Origin of the sequence: Thermophagus sp. OGC60D27, from assembly GCF_052400625.1 — a bacterium.
Taxonomy (GTDB): domain Bacteria; phylum Bacteroidota; class Bacteroidia; order Bacteroidales; family Marinilabiliaceae; genus Thermophagus.
Map to the genome: position 1 here is coordinate 114,066 of NZ_JBQTGH010000008.1, position 18,954 is coordinate 133,019.

General features: G+C 42.1%; 11 protein-coding genes and 2 tRNA genes. 10 read left to right on the forward strand and 3 right to left on the reverse strand.

Translation table 11 applies throughout. The features are described 5' to 3' along the window. Positions 1-180: 180 nt before the first annotated feature. The 4 genes from ACT29H_RS11310 (at position 181) to ACT29H_RS11325 (ending at position 8,874) form a co-directional block, all read left to right on the forward strand. Positions 181-2,682, forward strand: a complete 2,502-nt coding sequence (locus tag ACT29H_RS11310; RefSeq protein WP_444821839.1) for an endonuclease MutS2 — start codon at positions 181-183, stop codon at positions 2,680-2,682. A 166-nt stretch (positions 2,683-2,848) separates the two neighbouring features. Beyond that, positions 2,849-7,264, forward strand: coding sequence for a M6 family metalloprotease domain-containing protein (locus ACT29H_RS11315; protein ID WP_444821740.1), 4,416 nt, complete (start codon positions 2,849-2,851; stop codon positions 7,262-7,264). Between the two features lie 137 nt (positions 7,265-7,401). After that, a complete protein-coding gene (locus ACT29H_RS11320; RefSeq protein WP_444821741.1) occupies positions 7,402-8,337 on the forward strand; it encodes an alpha/beta hydrolase in 936 nt (311 codons plus the stop codon). A 108-nt stretch (positions 8,338-8,445) separates the two neighbouring features. Continuing rightward, on the forward strand, positions 8,446-8,874 hold the full coding sequence (locus ACT29H_RS11325) for a VOC family protein (RefSeq protein ID WP_444821742.1): 429 nt from the start codon (positions 8,446-8,448) through the stop codon (positions 8,872-8,874). 422 nt (positions 8,875-9,296) lie between these two features. Here ACT29H_RS11325 and ACT29H_RS11330 read toward each other — a convergent pair. The 3 genes from ACT29H_RS11330 to ACT29H_RS11340 form a co-directional block, all read right to left on the reverse strand. Then, positions 9,297-9,368 (reverse strand) — tRNA-Thr (locus ACT29H_RS11330). 10 nt (positions 9,369-9,378) lie between these two features. Beyond that, positions 9,379-9,451, reverse strand: a tRNA-Gly gene (locus tag ACT29H_RS11335). A gap of 203 nt (positions 9,452-9,654) precedes the next feature. After that, complete coding sequence (locus ACT29H_RS11340; RefSeq protein ID WP_444821743.1) at positions 9,655-10,833, reverse strand: DUF6051 family protein; 1,179 nt, start codon at positions 10,831-10,833, stop codon at positions 9,655-9,657. A gap of 235 nt (positions 10,834-11,068) precedes the next feature. Between ACT29H_RS11340 and ACT29H_RS11345 the strand changes: the two genes are divergently transcribed. The 6 genes from ACT29H_RS11345 (at position 11,069) to ACT29H_RS11370 (ending at position 18,934) form a co-directional block, all read left to right on the forward strand. Continuing rightward, on the forward strand, positions 11,069-11,911 hold the full coding sequence (locus ACT29H_RS11345) for a LytR/AlgR family response regulator transcription factor (RefSeq protein WP_444821744.1): 843 nt from the start codon (positions 11,069-11,071) through the stop codon (positions 11,909-11,911). Positions 11,912-12,094: 183 nt separating this feature from the next. Continuing rightward, the gene (locus ACT29H_RS11350; protein ID WP_444821745.1) at positions 12,095-13,219 is read left to right on the forward strand and encodes a glutamate ligase; all 1,125 of its coding nucleotides are present in this window, start codon (positions 12,095-12,097) and stop codon (positions 13,217-13,219) included. A 99-nt stretch (positions 13,220-13,318) separates the two neighbouring features. Next, entirely contained in the window at positions 13,319-14,668 is a 1,350-nt protein-coding gene (locus ACT29H_RS11355) for a glutamate--cysteine ligase (RefSeq protein WP_444821746.1), read from the forward strand. Between the two features lie 6 nt (positions 14,669-14,674). Next, positions 14,675-16,420: an ABC transporter ATP-binding protein gene (locus tag ACT29H_RS11360; protein WP_444821747.1), complete on the forward strand. Its 1,746-nt coding sequence runs from the start codon at positions 14,675-14,677 to the stop codon at positions 16,418-16,420. 145 nt (positions 16,421-16,565) lie between these two features. Then, complete coding sequence (locus tag ACT29H_RS11365; RefSeq protein ID WP_444821748.1) at positions 16,566-18,329, forward strand: ABC transporter ATP-binding protein; 1,764 nt, start codon at positions 16,566-16,568, stop codon at positions 18,327-18,329. A 215-nt stretch (positions 18,330-18,544) separates the two neighbouring features. Continuing rightward, positions 18,545-18,934, forward strand: coding sequence for an START-like domain-containing protein (locus ACT29H_RS11370; protein WP_444821749.1), 390 nt, complete (start codon positions 18,545-18,547; stop codon positions 18,932-18,934). Positions 18,935-18,954 lie beyond the last annotated feature (20 nt).

Below are 18,954 nucleotides of genomic sequence, written 5' to 3' on the forward strand. Positions count from 1 at the left end.
CAAAATCATACGTCTCTGTTGGAGATGAAGATATCTCCACAAAAAAAAGTTTTTCTCTCCAAAACACAAAAATCCATCATCATCTCAGGTTTCCTCTGCCAACCGAAGGGCCATAATCCTTTTCTCCAAAGCAAAATATCATCAATCTTTTAGTTAATTTTGCAGAAAATTCAAAGCAACGTGATCTATCCGGAAACATTTGAGTCAAAGCTATATTTTCATAAGATACGGGAATATATCAGTAATGGGTGCCTGAGTCCGATGGGCAAGGAACGAGTGGAAAGGATGACCTTTTCCAATAAGTACGACAATGTTGTCGTATGGCTTCGTCAAACGCACGAAATGCTCCATATCGAAGATGAAGGGCAAGCCATGCCTGCCTCCAATTTCTTTGATCTTCGCGATCCACTAAAAAAACTAAAAGTGGAAGGGCTCTTTCTGGAAGTGCACGAACTCTTTGATTTGAGGAGAGCATTGGGAAGCATCCGCGATATTGTACGGTTCATTCAATCAAAAGATGAAGAGCAGTACCCGACTCTTTATGAATTGACAAAGCCGGTGATGGTCTATCCCGCTGTTCTCGACAAAATAGATACCATCATAAATAAAAAGGGCGAAGTAAGAGATAACGCCAGTCCTGAGTTGCTTCGCCTACGTCGCGAAATACGACACAAACACAGCAGCATCTCCGGAAAGATGCAGGACATTCTGAAAAGAGCTCGTCAGGCCGGCATTGTAGAGGCGGATGCCACCATCACCATCCGCGACGGGAGAGCTGTCATTCCGGTCAATTCGGCCAACAAAAGAAAAATACAGGGCATTGTGCAGGATGAATCGGCCACCGGAAAAACCTCTTACATCGAGCCTGCCGAAATAGTAGAGATCAACAACGCAATCAGGGAGCTGGAATACGCCGAGCGCAGGGAACTCGCCAAAATACTTTCCGAATTATCAGACTTCCTTCGCCCCTATCTGGAAGAGATGATGTACGCCTTTCGTTTTATGGGCATTATCGATTTCATTCGGGCCAAAGCACGTTTTGCAAAAAAAATTAACGGGATAGTCCCTGTCGTTCGAAACGAAACAGAATTTCGTTGGGAAAAGGCGATTCATCCTCTTTTGTACCTTCAACATCAGAAAACTGGAAAAACCGTTGTTCCTCTGGATATAGAACTCACCCCCGACAACAGGATTCTGCTCATTTCTGGGCCCAACGCCGGAGGTAAATCGGTCTGCCTGCAAACCGTAGGACTGCTTCAATATATGTTGCAATGTGGGCTTCCGGTGCCGGTGGGAGCCAATTCCCAAATGGGTTTCTTCGATCATATATTCATGGACATTGGTGATGAACAATCTATTGAGAACGATCTAAGCACCTACAGTTCTCACCTGATGAACATGAAGTTTTTTCTGCGTCATTCCAACAACCGATCGTTATTGCTAATCGATGAATTCGGTACCGGCACGGAACCCATGCTCGGAGGTGCTATCGCCGAAGCGGTACTAAACCAACTGAACCGCCTGAAGGTTTACGGCGTCATTACCACCCACTATACCAATCTAAAACATTTCGCATCCGAACACGATGGCATCATAAATGGGGCCATGCTTTTTGATACGCATAAAATAGAACCTCTCTTCAAATTGGAGATGGGCCAACCCGGTAGCTCCTTTGCCTTCGAAATTGCCAGAAAGACCGGCCTCCCCGAAGAAATTCTTCAAACGGCCAAAACACAATTGGGCGAGGATCATATCAACTTTGATAAACATTTGCGTGAGATTATTCGAGACAAACGCTACTGGGAGAAAAAACGCGAAATGGTACGCAACCGTGAGAAAAAACTGGAAACAACCCTCAGTAAATACGAACAAGAACTTGAAAAACTAAAACAGGAGAGAACGCAAATTATTGAAAACGCCCGTAAGGAAGCGTCGGAATTGCTTTCCTCGGCCAATAAAGAAATTGAGAAAACCATTCGGGGCATCAGAGAGGCGCAGGCAGAAAAGGAAAAAACACGTTCACTGCGCAAAAACATTGAGCGCCTCAAAGAAGAGATTAAAGCCCCTGCCACAGATGCAAGTGTTCAAAGACAACTGGAAAAGAAAATCCAAAAAATTAAAGAAAAACAAGCCGGAAAGAAAAAGAGAAAATCTGAAAATTCAACGACTCCTCCCACGTCGGACCAAACAGAGATCCCGGTCGAAAAAAACCGTCCCCTACAACCTGGAGATGTGGTAAAACTAGAAGGTCAATCCATTCCCGGGGAGATCATGGAGGTTAACAAGAAAGAAGCAATTGTAGCTTTCGGACAACTCATCACCACCGTTAAAACCATCCGTCTCCAACGCATCAGCAGAAGTGAATACAAAAAGGCCATCCGGCAAAACCAAACTGTTGGCAGTAATATTGCCGAACGAGTACGAACAAAAAAACTGTCATTCAAACCGGATATCGATGTTCGGGGACTGAGGGCTGACGATGCCGTATCAAAAGTTCTGGAACACCTGGACGAAGCCCTCCTTTGTGGAGAACAAACCATCAAGATACTTCATGGAAAAGGAAACGGTATTCTTCGCGATCAAATACGGCAACATCTGGCAACACTGCCATATGTTTCACAATATCGCGATGAACACATTCAATACGGAGGTGCCGGAATTACAGTGGTCGAACTGGAATAACGAGAGATAAACCATCGTATTACAAAATTGCGCATCACATTTTCGTCTTTAAAACGGAAATCCTGCTCAACATTCACCTATAAATATATATATTTGACTAAATAACCAATTAAGAATAAATTTACTGCCAGTCCGTCATTCGCCGGTAATCAATAAATAGAACATTATGGGGTATTTTACACCTAAACGAACAAACATCCGGATTTTCTTATTTTGGAGCTTATTTTTTCTCATCATTCCTATTCAACCCGCAACCTCAGTAGGCGCTTTTCCTTATGCACAAAAAATAACGCAACCCGACGGGTCCACCATCACCATTCGCATTCGTGGGGATGAGTGGTTCAACTGGGTCACCACCGTTGACGGCTACAGAATATTAAAAAACAGAGCCGGCATTTTTGAATATGCGACGCAACTGAAATCAGGAATTATTACGGGTTCCGGAATTACGGCCTCCGATCCGGAGCATCGTACTGTGTCCGAAAAACAATATTTGAGTACGCTTTCCAAAAACATAGGGATTTCCCAAAAAAAGATGTTGGAAAAGCGTCAAAAAAGATATGACGGCTTATTAAAAAGTGCAGTGATGACCACCTATTTTCCTTCACAGGGTGAAGCCTCGCTGCTGCTGATCCTTGCCAACTTCAAAGATACAAACCCCTCCTTTCCGTCTTCCGACTTTGAAGCTTTTATGAATCAGAAAGGCTATAACAGCACCGGCAGTTTCAAGGATTACTATCAAGAAGTCAGCGGAGGTTTATTAACGGTCAACACATCTGTAACCCAATGGGTTTCTGTGCCCGGGAATCATGATTATTACGGTCCGGAAGATAAATGGAAAGAATTTGCGCTTCATGCAGTGCAGGCTGCTGCCGATGCCGGGGTGGATTTTTCTGCGTTCGACAACGACGGTGACGGGATCGTTGAAGGGGTTGCCATCATTCATCAGGGTGCCGGACAGGAGGTCACGGGCGACACCACCGACATCTGGTCGCACTCCTATTCCTTTTCATCCTGGGGTATTCCCGAATCGGAAAGAACATTCAACGGTGTGGTGGTGAATCAGTTCACTATCCAGCCGGAATTGCAATATAATTCGGGAAACATGAACACGATTGGTGTTATATGTCATGAATTTGGACATAACCTGGGCCTTCCCGACTTTTATGACGTGGACGATGAATTGAATGGCCAATACACCGGGACAGGCGACTGGGACATTATGGCCAGCGGCACCTACAACGGATCACCAACCGGCTCGTCTCCGGCACACCACAATCCTTTTTCCAAGGCAGAGCTGGGGTGGGTTACGGTTACACCTATCGATGAACCGGCTTCCATCACCCTTAATCCTATATACTCTTCTAAAGAAGTGCTTCGAGTCAATAGCCCCACAGATGGGGAATACCTGCTGCTTGAGAACAGGCGCAGAGTGGGCTTTGATTCATTTATCCCGGGTAATGGCCTTTTGGTATATCATGTGGACGAAAACCTCATCGATCAAAGACGACTAACCAATACCATCAATGTAGACAGTCATCAGGGTTTCTATCCCCTTGCTGCCAACGATACCATCAACGATGCTTCCTGTCCGTTCCCGGGCACCAAAAAAGTAACCGAACTTACCGATACCGGCACCCCTGCTACCAAGACCTGGGATGGACAAGGCTTTAACCGCAGCATGACCAATATTGTCCTGACAGATACGGTAATCACCTTCGATTTTATGTTTTTGCAAGATGGCACCCCACTCGAATTTGAAGCTAACCCCATCAACCATGAATCGATAACCCTTTCATGGACACCGTCAACAGACCATAAGCCGGTGTTGATAGCCTGGAGCGATGACGGCAATTTTGGCATCCCTGAAAATGGGAAGGAATATGAGGCAGGAGAAACTATTAGTGGTGGCGGAACCGTTTTGTACTATGGAACCGCTGATACCACTTATAATCATACCGGGCTTTCATCCTCCACACAATACTATTATTCGGCATGGAGTAACAAAGGCACCAGCTATTCCCAAAATCTGAAGGACAGCGCTATTACCAGCCCGCCGCCCATTACCTCTTTTCCCTGGAGCGACGGTTTTGAAAATGATTTGGATGCCTGGATGCAGGAATATGTTTCCGGTCAAATATCCTGGTCGGTCAACAAATTTTATATTAACGAAATTCGAGTCAAACCATGGGCCGGCTCCTTTTATGCCACATTTTTCGCCAACACTTTTATTCCCCAAACCACCCGACTTGTTTCCCCTATTCTGGAATTGAAAATCGATGAAACTTATTTCCTCCGCTTCCGCCATATGCAGCACGAATGGGAAGGAGATCAGGATGAGTTGAGGATTTTGATAAAAAAAGAGTCCGGTAACCAATGGGAAGAAATAGCTTACTTCGGTATTCATACGCCGGAATGGACCGAGAGAATTGTTGAAATACCCTATTCCGAACCGTTAAAAATTGCATTTGAAGGCACCTCCAATTACGGCTATGGCATAGGTCTCGACAGTGTAGAAGTATTTGAAGCCTCGGCCTGCAGTATAAAACCTGATATTTCTGCCTCAGAATTTTCCGCAGGTAACGTAACAAAAACCTCCATGGATCTGACCTGGAAACGCGGAAACGGAGATGCCCTGCTTATCCTGGCCAGGAAAGGAGCCATGGTCACCGAAATTCCTGAAAACGGCACTTCATACGCTGCCAACAGTGAATTTGGCATGGGAACTTCTCTTCCCAATGAAACTTATGTCATTTACAACGGGACAGGCACCTCCATGACCCTTACCGGACTGGAGCATACCTCGGAATATTACCTGAGTTTTTTTGAGTATTACGATGCTTATAAGTGTTATGAAATAAGCGCACCATCGGTTTCATTCGAGACCGTTCCCAACATTTACAATATTAGCGTGGTGGTTTCTGATAATGAAGGCAATCCAATTGAAAATGCAACACTCGTCCATGCGGAGGATACCTTATATACCGATGCTACAGGAACAGCTACGTTCCAGGCAACCCACAGCGAAGACAATTATGAGCACTTTGACGTGTTTAAAGAAACCTATGTAGCCTTCTCCGATCGGTTTATTCCCGATCAATCCAAGACGCTTCAGGCTGCCTTGCGTCGCTTTGAACCCTTGTCTCCGTCACACCTTTTAGGCACCAAAGAGAACAAAACAATCTCTCTGGAATGGTCACCCGTCATTAACGAAAATTTCGAGCAATACCTCACCTATTCCACAGAAATTGACGGATGGAAATTTTTGGACAAAGACGGCGACGACACCTATGGCATCAGAACCCTGACCTGGCCGGGTGAGAACGATCCTATGGCCTTTATGGTTTTTGATGTGCACGACAACAATGTTTTGCAAATGGATTACAACATTTCAGCTTGGTCGGGAAGAAAAGTATTAATTGCCTTTGCAGCACAAAAAGTTCAGAGCAATGACTGGCTAATATCTCCGCCAACCATTATCAATAAAGGTGACTCACTCTCGATTATGGCCCGCACTTTAGATGCCGGCAGCTGGGGATATGAAGTCATCAATATCAAGGTTCGTCCGGAAGGTGAAACGGAATGGACCACTCTTACGGAAAATGAGGAAGTTCCGGAAACATGGACCCAATACAAATTTGCGCTGGATGAAGAGTATCTAGGACAAAAGGTAGAAATAGCTGTACAGAGTATCGGCAATAACACATTTGCGCTTCTAATCGATGATATCCGGATAGGTTCAATCCTTGAATCTGTTGATCAGAATTTGACTTCATCACTTGCCATGTCTCCCCAAGCAAATAATGCGCTTAGAACCACGGATGAGACGCGACGCATCAAACTATCACGCGATGGGAATAGAGCCATTTCCTATAAAGCACCATCGCCCTATACCGGCAATGTAGAATATGCCATCTATAAAGACGGCATAGAAAAAGAGCGCATTTATGGCTTTTCCTCCATTACATTCAAAGAGGAGGTGCCGGACTGCAAAGAATATGAATATAAAGTGAGTGCCGTTTATTCTGACGTAAAGATGGAGTCAGCACCCACCGAACCGGTGTGGATTGCCCCTTGCTATAGCGTACTTTTCATCATCCGTAATGCCGATAATCAACCAATAGATAATGCCGAGGTAACATTTAACCGGGAAACGCAAATCACCGACATCAATGGGGAGGCATACTTTTCTCTGGTGGATGACAGCGACGATCAGGAATATACCATTTCAGCGGCAGGATACCAGCAATTTCAGAATGTGATCACGATAGAAGCAGATACCACCATTAAAGTGGTGATGGACACTCTGGATACCGGAATTAAAAAACCAACGACCGATCCAATTTCCATTACCCCCAATCCGGTGGATGCCGAAGCAACCATCCACAATTTAACCGATAACCAATACATTATTGAAATTTACGAAATCACCGGTAAACCTATAAAAACAATAACCATAAACGGAGGTCTGACCTCCACCATAAATCTTTCGTCTTTAAAACCGGGGATGTATTTCTTAATGATTAGAAACGACAGAGGAGAAACACATCGGCTAAAAATAATCAAACGAACCAGATTGTGACTAACTACACACCCTGTTTCGAACGCGGGTATGCACTGAAAGCAGAAGTTAGCAAGGTTTAGAAAAAGTTCTTGCAGAATACCTTCAGGAACGACTCGATTTATCATGAACATATCCAATGCCTTAAGCAATAAATTATGCAACTGAAAATTTCAATTCTGCTCATGATTGCCTTTTGTCAAACCTTATCTGCCGAAACAGAAGAGGAACCAATTACGCTTGAGACAAAGACTGGAAAGATAGAAGGAACCCTTTTATGTCCCGTTTCAAGTAAAAAAATTCCGGTGGTTTTAATCATCTCAGGGTCTGGCCCTACCGACCGAAATGGCAATAACCCGGTCATGATCAACAACTCGCTAAAAATGTTGGCAGAAGGATTATTTCAAAAAGGGATTGCCTCTGTCAGATATGATAAACGAGGAATTGCCGCGAGCCGGGAAGCAGCCAAAATCGAAAGCAATTTAAGATTTGAAACCTATATTGATGATGCCATAGCGTGGGTTGATCTGCTTAATAACGACGCCAAATTTTCAGAAATCATCATTGCCGGACACAGTGAAGGTTCCTTAATCGGGATGATCGCTTCCCGCAAAAAAGAAGTAACAAAATTCATCTCTTTAGCCGGCTCCGGCTCTCCTGCCGCAAACATAATTAAAGACCAGCTAAAGGAACAACCCCCAATGGTTTTAGATCAGATAACGACAATCATAGAAAAACTGGAAAAAGGAGAAACCACAGATAGTGTTCCTCTAATGCTCTATTCACTCTTCAGACCCGACATTCAGCCTTATCTGATCTCATGGTTTAAGTATCACCCCAAAAAAGAAATCGCAAAGCTCAATAAACCTGTTTTAATCATTCAAGGAACTACTGATATTCAAGTAGGCATCTCCGAGGCTGAAAAATTGGCCGATGCAAATAAAAACGCAAAAAAACATATTATTCAGGGGATGAATCATATTTTAAAACCTGCCGAAACCGACAGAATTCAGAATATCCGAACTTACTCAAATCCGGAGTTACCATTAAAAGAGGGATTGATTGATTTAATAAGTCAGTTTATTTATGATTGAAGATTAATAATTCATATTTGCACCAAACAACCCCTTATAATAACCCCGAGTCTCCATCCAACTATAGAAATGTTTTTTAATTACCGAATTTACTAATTTATCAATAAGATGAGCAACCCAAAAGATAGAAGGGAAAAGCCGGATTCATCATCGGACAATAAGCCCAAAATAACTGGAATTGGTGGAATATTTTTTTATTCAGACAATGCCGAAGAAACACAAAAATGGTACGCTGAAAATCTAGGACTAGAATTGAATGATTGGGGTTCATGTAGCTTTGATAGTAGAGATATAAATAACCCTGAAAAAATAAACACACTACAATGGAAGCCTTTCAAAAGAGGGGACAAATACTTTTCTCCATCCCAAAAAGAGTTTATGATAAACTTCCAAGTTCAAAATATAGAAGGGCTTGTAGATAAGCTAAAAAAAAACGGAGTAAACATACTTGACAGCATTGCTACTTATGATTACGGAAAATTCGTCCATATATTAGACAGAGAAGGAAACAAAATAGAATTGTGGGAACCAATTTAAACCAGTTTAGAAAATTGCCTTTATAAAGCCGAAAGCACTACCTCATTGTCCTGAGATCTGCAACTTGATATGAACGAGGTAATCAAAAATAAATACCGCATTCTCTCCCCTCGATAACAAAATTGGGATTAAAGACAGAACGTCACCTAGTTTGTGATCATTTGGTCCAAAAACAATATTCCTTGGAAATATTCGCTCCGGAAATATGCTAAACCTGCTCAATAAAATGAAGGACACCATCTCATGAGGATGGGAATATCATAGACTGAAAGAATGGTTTGTTGAGACTAATAGGCCAACAATCTTTCGTAAAATATTCGTAAAACATTCGCCCGAAATCTGGCAAAATTTAGTGTAATTTTAACAAACCCAAAAAGGCCCTGAACCTAGTCAGAGCCTTTTATCTACTTGATTTTCAAGTGAGCCAATGACGGGAGTTGAACCCGTGACCTCTTCCTTACCAAGGAAGCGCTCTACCACTGAGCTACATCGGCGAAACAAAAGAGCGGAAAACGGGACTCGAACCCGCGACCCCGACCTTGGCAAGGTCGTGCTCTACCAACTGAGCTATTTCCGCAAATTTTTAAACGATTCTCAGGCCTTTTGCCTGATGAGCGGTGCAAAATTATAAAAAAATTGGTTTCAACAAAACGGTTTTCACCAAAATTCTCTCAAAAAACGGAAAAGCCGCTGCAAACGTTTTTGCAACGACTTTTGCCTATGGAGAGCAGAATTTAAGATTATCAGAAAATTACATCGCATTCTCTTATATCATTCCCTTCAACGTCTATCCTTAAAAAATTCTGTGGCCTGCCGAAAAATATCTTCAAATGCATGATTCACTTTTCGAGCAATAGATTGGTCGGCCAAAGGGAAAGGTGTTTCATGACTATACCTGAAATCAAAATCAGTGACCAAAACATTACTATTTTTCCCCAAATTAAGAGTACGATAAATCCCCTCACCGGGTATGACATGATCCATTTTCAAACCAATGGCTTTTATCTTTTTAATGAGTGTATTCAAGGTTTTCGTTTGTTTTTTTCTAAAACGGTCCAGTGAAATCACGGAAGTAAAAACATCCCAAATGGTATTACTAAAAGGAATTAAAAAGTCAGGAAACTTCCATTTCACCTCCGACACTTCCGTATGATTAAGAAAATACTTTAAAGTATCAAAGGCCCGATCGTCCAGAATAGTTCTGGAACGACCATCCATCTGATCAAAGGTGGCACCCCCACAAAAGAAAAACGCGCGACTGTTATCATACAAGTGAAAAGGATTGGAAAGCAATAGTATTTCCGCCACAAATGCCCCGATGGAATAGCCAAACAAATCTAAAATGGTACCCTTATTAAATAAGGGATGATTCCCTGCTCCAATCTGCTGTGTCAACTTCACAATATCTCCTATGCTTTGAATGCCGGAAGAGACAAATACACCCGGTGCCAAATCAATTCGTTCGCTGAGGGCGGCATTGACAAAAGTGCTGTTTCTGATTTTCCCATAAGATTTTTCCCTGACCCCTACCACTTTAATCATTTGCCTGGGGAGGCTCCACGTGATCGGGGATCGATTGATATGGTTGGCCAACGGAAACAAAATAACCGGCACTCCGGTTTCGGAAGCCAACACATAAGCCCAGGATAAATACTTTTCCCAGGATCGTTCGTTCAGACCATGCAGCAAAAGAATAGCCCTCCCATTTTCAACCCGTTTAAGAGGCACAAAAACAGGATATCTAAAATACAGATTTTCCTGACTATCACTAACTAACAGATTCAGACTCTTCATGGTCTCATCCATTTCGTCCACAGCAAACTCATTATGTTGATCCTTCAGTGCAGTTGATTCAAATGGGAAAGTATGAACCATAACCTGATCATCTATTTGATGAACAGGATGGTCGAGATTAAAATGTTTTTTTAGGTGACTTTGTAAATCCTGAAGAAATATCATAATGTTTTATCAATCTGAATAATCATCACCAAAATAGCAACAATTTCTTTAAACAGCCAGTCTTAATGTAGGATAAGACACCATTTTGGGGTGAATGGCAATTATTGTGGGACGAATGGATTTATTGTGGGGTAAATGGATTTTAACTAAAAAAATCCCCATATTTGCATTGGAAACGCTTTACGTTTTTCATCTAAAACCCTGAAAACAAAACCTTTTATTTTCCAGACCCCTTATGAATACAAAGAAACCCATACCAAATTACTTTATCACACGAAAGAATACCATACTTCAAATATTATTCACCTCTCTGTTCGCTTATATATTTATCAATATCTACCAACCCTTCGGATCCGGGAAATGGTTCAACATAACGGGATGGGAGTTTTCTTTTTATTCCGGATTACTCGTTATCGCCGGTATGTTGGTCGTGTTGGTCAGCCGTATTTTCCTGATGTTTATGATTAAACGGAGGAATCCCGTTTCCATACGCTATTATATTTTGATGGTTTTTGGAGAGATCCTGTTTATGGGAGCTCTATATGCCTTTCTTCAAAAAGTAGTGATGCATGATTACCGAAGCTATTTATTCCTTCTTTCCCGTGCACTGGAAAACACGGCCTTAATCCTACTTATCCCCTACATCATCAGTCTGCTGTTTTTCGCATGGAAGGAAAAGACCATCAGTTTCAATAACCTGCTTCAGCAAATAAGAAATAATTCAAGTTTTATCTCTTTTCATGACGAAAAAGGAGTGCTAAGGATTTCGCTAAAAACAAATAATCTTCTTTATCTCCAGTCGCTCGACAATTATGTTTCCGTAAAATACCTTCAAAACAACCAACCCAAAACGGTACTAATCCGGAACACACTAAAAAATATCTCAAAAGAATTTGACAATACAATTCTTTTGAGATGTCACCGATCTTACATGGTAAATGTAAACAGAGTTATCATGGTAAAAAAAGAAGGGAATAATCTAAAGCTACAAATCGAATGCCCTAATGGCAATGTAAACATTCCGGTATCGAGAGGATATGCCCCCACAGTAAAGCAATTTTTTGAAGGGCACCAATAACGAAGATGATCATTCCCTCTCGGATAGCAACATTACAATCGGTGGCCAACATAAATTAGTCATGCGAGTTAGATCCAACCAATGTTTGAAATAAACATTAATCTGCAACAACATAATAATACGCTTGCCATAGTTTTAATATAAATGGAGATTGAATCCCGACAATAAGCGACTGCATCGCCTATGTATAAAGTCGTTAATCAGGACATTGGTTTCAGACTTGATATTCCGCTTATCATCAGATTAGAATATCCCTATTCAGAAAATCCTTCTACCTTTGCACCAAAAATAGAGATTATGCAGTTGGTGTCTGAATCAAATTATCATTTTACCCCTTTAAAAGGATACGAACATTTTGAAGCAACTACCCAAATCATTATTGCGGAGCTATTAAAAAGATCTCTGTCGTTTGAAATCATTGACCCGGAAAGAAACCTCATAGCTGTAAATCATAACAATAAGGAATATATTATCCACGAAGGAACCATCTCGGATGCCAATTCACTGATTGCCTACTGGATTTCCAACGACAAGTGGATGACAAAACAGTTTCTAAAACGCCAAAACATCAATTTCGCCAAGGGCATTCTTCTTACCAAGAATTATGATGACAAAGCACTCGGATCATTAACATTCCCTCTGGTGGTCAAACCCGTAAATACCGACCATGGAATAGCTGTCAGCACCAACATTCAAAACCGGCAGGAGCTCAAGTCTGCCCTCGCACATGCCTTTCACTTTTCAGATCAAGCTATTGTTGAAGAATATTTTCCCGGTAGAGAATACCGTTTTTTGGTCATCGATTTCCGGGTTCGGGCCATTGCATTCCGCGAACCCGCCAATGTGGTTGGCGATGGCATCCATTCCATAAAACAACTGATCGATAAAAAAAATCAAAATCGAGGAGACGACTATACGCACCCGCTATTGAAAATTAAGGTTGATGATGAAGTATTACGACATCTAAACGCCCAGGATTTATCAGAGGAAAGCATTCCGGAAAAAGGACAAAAAATATTTCTTCGAAAAAATTCCAACCTGAGTACAGGAGGCGACAGTATTGATGTTACCGACGAAATGCCGGACTATTACAAACAAGTTGCCACCCAAGCAGCAAAATCGGCAGGATTGAAAATTGCCGGCATCGACATTATCATCAAAGATACGCATGGCACACCTTCTGCCGATAAATACATCGTGGTAGAATTAAATGCCCCGGCAATGCTATCGATGCATAACTTTCCCTACATAGGGACAAACAGACACGTAGAGAAATATGTGCTGGACTGCATTCTTAATTCCAAATAGCAGCCCGGCAATAACGGATTTTTCCGAACTATTTTTTGAACAAAAAATGTCCGAATCACTTATTTCGGCATCAAAGAGAAAGAAAAAAGCATGACATCTATGGATCTCCATACAGAAATAACCAGCAAAAAGCAGCTCATCGACTATTTTGAAGAGGGAAACAAACCTCCGGAACAATGGGGTATTGGTACGGAACACGAAAAATTCCTCTTTGACAAACAGAGTTTTCGTCGTATAGGCTATGATACGACGCCCGGCATTCGCCAGGTTTTGAGGCACATTGAACAAAGTGGCTGGAAGCCTCTCACTGAGCAAGGAAACATCATAGGGCTAACGAAAAACGGTGCTTCCATTACGATAGAACCCGGAGGACAGTTTGAACTCTCCGGAAAAAACTTCCGCAACATCCATCAGACCTATTGCGAAACGCAAAAACATTTTGATGATCTAAGTCCGATCTGTCGGGAACTGGATGTTTTACACGTGGCCATGGGCTTTGATCCCATCAGCAGCAGAGCAAACATTCATTGGATGCCAAAAGAACGCTACCGCATTATGAGAGCTTATATGCCCACCAAAGGCGAACTGGGGCACGACATGATGACACGAACCGCGACCATCCAGGTAAACCTGGATTACGGCAGTGAAAAGGATATGGTTTGCAAGATGCGTATTGCTCAGGCGCTTCAACCGATAGTTACAGCAATTTTTGCCAACTCGCCCTTTTGCCAGGGAAAACCCAACGGATATTTAAGCTACCGGGCTCACATTTGGGATCATACCGATCCCGACAGGTGTGGTTTTCTGCCATTTCTTTTCGATGAAGATTTTGGCTTTGAAAAATGGGTTGACTACTTATTGGATATTCCCATGTATTTCATCATCAGAGACGGTCAATATCTGGACTGCAAAAACATTACTTTCCGTTCGTTTATGGCAGGAGAACACCGGCTCAGACCAACATTGGAAGATTGGGAGAACCATGTATCTACTGTTTTCCCCGACGTGCGATTAAAAAGATATATTGAAATGCGAGGTGCCGATGCCAGTTGCGTTTCACATATCGCCGCATTATCGGCCTTCTGGGTTGGACTCTTATACGATCAGGATGCGATTGAAGAAACTTACTCAATAATCCGGAAATGGAATCTGTCAACCTTACAAGAATTACGATCTCTGGTCCCCAAAAATGGCCTAAAAGCAACCTCCAATGATTTAAATGCCAAAGAAATTGCACGTAGAATGTTGGATATATCAGCCGGAGGACTGTCCCGTCGATCCAAACAATTCGGCATTGATGACGAAGGACAATATCTTTGGCCTATTCAGAAAATAACTGAAACTGGAATTACCCAGGCCGAAGAATATTTGCATAAATATCATACGGAATGGCAAGGTGACATTACTAAGCTAATGCATTGCATACCTCAGGAAGAAACATCAAGATAATAAATCATGCGATCAAAGCTCGGCTTTCTGTTGAAATATACCTACAGATTCAGATGGTGGTATCTGGGAGGCATCATCTTCCTATGGTTAACCATATGGACCTCAGTTACCATTCCGCAATACATCCGACAAAGTATTGACATCATCAATGAAGGACTTGGAGCCAATCAAAAAGCATTTTACCACTACATTTTAATCCTTTTTGGGCTAGCCATTCTATTGATTTTGGTACGCACATTATCACGCATATTGATATTTGTTCCAGCCCGCCTGATCGAGAAACAATTAAAAGGGGAATTATTCCGTAAGTTATCTTCGTTTAGCAAAGACTACTTCGATCAAAACAGCACAGGATCCATAATTTCGCGGGTCAACAACGACATTAATGGAGTAAGGATGATCACCGGATTCGGTTTTTTACAAACAGGTAATATTCTGTTTTCTCTCTCGGTTACACCCTACAAAATGTGGGAATTATCACCTGCTCTGACCCTCTATTGTATCATACCTGTCATAGTTATTTTCCTGATTGTGCGGGTTGGGATGGTCATTATGGTTAAGAATACACACCGTCGTATGGATACGCTGCAAAGATTGTCGGGCAAGACCATATCCTTTTTGTCGGGCAACAGTATCATCAAAAGCTACAATATTTTCAAATGGGCCGAGGAGGAATTGGGAAAAGAAAATGTCTCTCTCTTTGGATACACAATGAAAATCACCTGGATACGCTCCTTTATCTTTCCATTGCTTTCAAATCTGGAACAAATTCTTAAAATTGTCATTCTCTTTGCCGGTGGCGTGTTTGTCATAGAAGGGCACTTCACCATTGGTCAGCTGGCTGAATACATAGCCTACTCAGCCCTGTTAACACACCCCGTCATGGGCCTGGGATGGGTATTAACCATCCTTCAACAAGGCTTTGTGGGTATCACAAGTCTGCAAACCATTATGAATCGCAAAGGTGTGGATGAAAATAAGAAAGCCCTGCCCCCACCCCAGCAAGAGAAGCTGTTCGACAGGGAAATTACCTTAAAAGATCTAACATACACCTACCACAATGGAGATCGTCCCCAACTAAGAAACATCTCTTTTTCCATAAAACGCGGCCAAATCGTTGGCATCACCGGAAAAGTTGGTTCGGGAAAGACCACCTTGATCAATATTCTCAACGGTTATTTGCGCCCTTCTCCCGGGCAAGTGTTTTTTGGAGATACAGATATCCACACCCTCACCGGGCAAGACATCAGAGCGGTGGTTAGAACGGTCACTCAAGAAGTTTTTCTTTTTTCCGATACCATTGAAAATAACATCCGTTTTGGATCCAAACGCCATAATGCAACCAGATCACTGGAAGAGGTAATTTTTAAAAGTTCCTTTTCAGATGAGCTCTCTCGTTTTCCCATGCAAGAAAAAACTTTGGTAGGCGAAAAAGGCATCATGCTCTCCGGCGGACAAAAACAACGCATCAGTCTGGCAAGGGCTCTTTACACACCTTGTCAGGTACTGATCCTCGATGATGTTTTTTCAGCTGTTGATGCCGACACAGAGAGATTTCTGATTCGACAAATTTTAACAGACCGTCCGGCAGAGACCCTGATTATTGTTTCTAACCGAATTAGTGTGCTGGAAAAGACCGATTTTACAATAGTACTGAATGAGGGAACCATAGAAGCAACAGGAACACACCATGAATTGATTAATCAATCCGCCTTTTACAGAGAGACCTGGGAACTGCAGAAGTATAAGTAATTAATGAATTTGTTATCATGATGAATAGTAAAAAATCAAACGACGGATAAATAGCTAATAGATGTATTGAAATTAAGCAAGCCAAGCAGGTTCCATTAAAACAATGATTTAAACGAATTACATATAAAACCCGAATAAATATAGAATGGCCAAACTATTAACAAATAAAGACTGGCAGTTGATAAAGAAATTTGGACGCTATTTTGTTCCTCACAAACGATGGCTCATTGTCAGTTTGTTGTCCATTCCTCTTTCCACCACGGCAGGCATTGCCTTTTTGTGGCTGGTGGAACGAATCATTGACGACTATATTATTCCCGGTGATGTAACAGGGCTGAAAACAAATGCCATCTTTCTTGTGGGGGTACTGTTGCTGAATATTTTATTTGATGGGACCTATAGCTATACGTTTTCCAAAGCCGGAGGACTGGCCATTGTGGATCTTCGCAACCAACTATTTGGGAAGACACTTCGTTTTCCCATGAGCTATTATGATAAACACCCCCTTGGGGTCACACTTAGTCGTCTGACCAGTGATATGGAAGCCATCAGTGAATCCTTTGCCACCGGAATATTAGGTCTGCTTTCCGAAAGCATAAAAACAATGGCACTGGTAAGCTATCTGTTTTACCTCAACTGGCGACTCACACTGGTTCTTCTTCTGGTAGCTCCGTTAATCTTTATAACCATGAGTTATTTACGGCGGAAGATGAGAGCCGCCTACAATGATTCCCGAAGTTTTCTGGCCAAATCGGCAGCATATCTCCAAGAGTCCTTAAACGGGATGAAGACCATCCAGTTGTACAATGCGGAAGAAGAGGCCTGGGAGAAATACAACCGACTCAACAAAGATTATTGCAACGCACAAAACCGATCCAATGTATACGACTCCGCACTTTTCTCAATTGTGGAAGGCATAACATCCATCGCGACGGCGCTAGTAATCTGGTATGGCGCCATACAAATATGGGATTATGGCTATACCATGGGCTTATTGGTTGTTTTTGTAACCACTCTGGGACGATTGTTTATTCCCGTTCGCCAGTTTGCCCAACAAATCTCCACCATTCAACGGGCGTTGTCGGCATTGGAACACATCAGTGATCTTTTCGTTCAGGAAACCGAAGAACCGGAAAATAACGAAACCTCATCTCACCCCAGCCCCATCCACCTTGAAGAGATTGAATTTGACAATGTATCATTCCGGTATTCCCCTGACAGCCCAGAGGTATTGAAAAACATATCCTTCCGCATGAAGAAAGGAGATCGCATTGCGCTTGTCGGAACAACCGGATCCGGAAAATCAACCATCATTAAGCTACTTACCAAATCATATACCGGTTACCAAGGATCCATCAAAATAAATGGTCAGGAGCTTCGACAAATTCCCTTGTCTGCCATCCGACAAACCATTTCTCTTATGCAGCAGGACCAATTCCTTTTCAATGATACCATTGCTTTTAATATTTCACTGGGAAGGGAAGGAATATCTGATCGGGATATAAAAAATGCTGCTTCTTTTGTCTATGCCGATCATTTTATAGAACAATTACCCGGCAAATATGATTTTGTCATTCAAGATAACGGTGAGAACCTCTCCAAGGGGCAAGCTCAATTAATTTCATTTGCCAGAGCCATTGGTGGCAACAGTGAACTCATTATTCTTGACGAAGCGACCAGCGCCGTTGATTCTCTCACCGAACAATTGATACAGAAAGCCATTGAAAATATCTTTTCGGCACGAACCGTCATTGCCGTGGCACACCGATTAAGCACCATCAAACATTCCAACCTTATTTTGGTTCTTGAAAACGGATCCATCATTGAACGGGGTAACCATGACCAACTCATTCGTCAGGGAGGAAAATATGCCCATTTGGTTAATACCTGGAACACTAAAACGCCGTGATCTTTATTCCAGAAAGGCAACAACTGTTAACAAAAACTTTACTTCAACAACATCTCAGTATGTCCTTTGCATTTTTTACCAATCATAATCAATAATTCTTCTTATATATCAATCTTTCATTTTTTTAAGGCTGCCTAATTAAGAGTTATCCTGAAATTTTTTTTTCTGGATAATTCCACTATATTGTAACCGAAAAACAAAAAACATTATTAGCAATGGCAGACAATTTAGAAAAAATTGAGCTTGAGTATTTACTCAACACCTCTCCGGCCATCCTATTTAACCGACTGGCTACGCCCAGTGGCCTTTCAGAGTGGTTTGCCGATAATGTAAACGTCAAAGGAGACATCTATACCTTTATCTGGGATGGAAGTGAGCAACAAGCCCAACAAACCCATCGCAAAGACAACAAAATGGTCCGCTACCAATGGCTTGACCAAGATCAACAAGAGGCATGGTTTCAGTTCGATATTAACATCGACGAATTGACCGGTGATGTAGCTCTTATTATTACCGACCATGTGGAACCAGATGAAAAGGAAGACACCATTGAGTTGTGGAACCAACAGGTAGAAACCCTGAAACACGGCTTGGGCTCCTCTTGATTTTTTTAAAGGTTTATTGG

What these genes read in the sequence shown, in the direction of transcription:
- ACT29H_RS11340 (WP_444821743.1), bottom strand. Translation starts at nt 10,833, where the DNA reads ATGATATTTCTTCAGGATTTACAAAGTCACCTAAAAAAACATTTTAAT.
- ACT29H_RS11320 (WP_444821741.1), top strand. Translation starts at nt 7,402, where the DNA reads ATGCAACTGAAAATTTCAATTCTGCTCATGATTGCCTTTTGTCAAACC.
- ACT29H_RS11325 (WP_444821742.1), top strand. Translation starts at nt 8,446, where the DNA reads ATGAGCAACCCAAAAGATAGAAGGGAAAAGCCGGATTCATCATCGGAC.
- ACT29H_RS11315 (WP_444821740.1), top strand. Translation starts at nt 2,849, where the DNA reads ATGGGGTATTTTACACCTAAACGAACAAACATCCGGATTTTCTTATTT.
- ACT29H_RS11355 (WP_444821746.1), top strand. Translation starts at nt 13,319, where the DNA reads ATGGATCTCCATACAGAAATAACCAGCAAAAAGCAGCTCATCGACTAT.
- ACT29H_RS11365 (WP_444821748.1), top strand. Translation starts at nt 16,566, where the DNA reads ATGGCCAAACTATTAACAAATAAAGACTGGCAGTTGATAAAGAAATTT.
- ACT29H_RS11345 (WP_444821744.1), top strand. Translation starts at nt 11,069, where the DNA reads ATGAATACAAAGAAACCCATACCAAATTACTTTATCACACGAAAGAAT.
- ACT29H_RS11360 (WP_444821747.1), top strand. Translation starts at nt 14,675, where the DNA reads ATGCGATCAAAGCTCGGCTTTCTGTTGAAATATACCTACAGATTCAGA.
- ACT29H_RS11370 (WP_444821749.1), top strand. Translation starts at nt 18,545, where the DNA reads ATGGCAGACAATTTAGAAAAAATTGAGCTTGAGTATTTACTCAACACC.
- ACT29H_RS11350 (WP_444821745.1), top strand. Translation starts at nt 12,095, where the DNA reads ATGTATAAAGTCGTTAATCAGGACATTGGTTTCAGACTTGATATTCCG.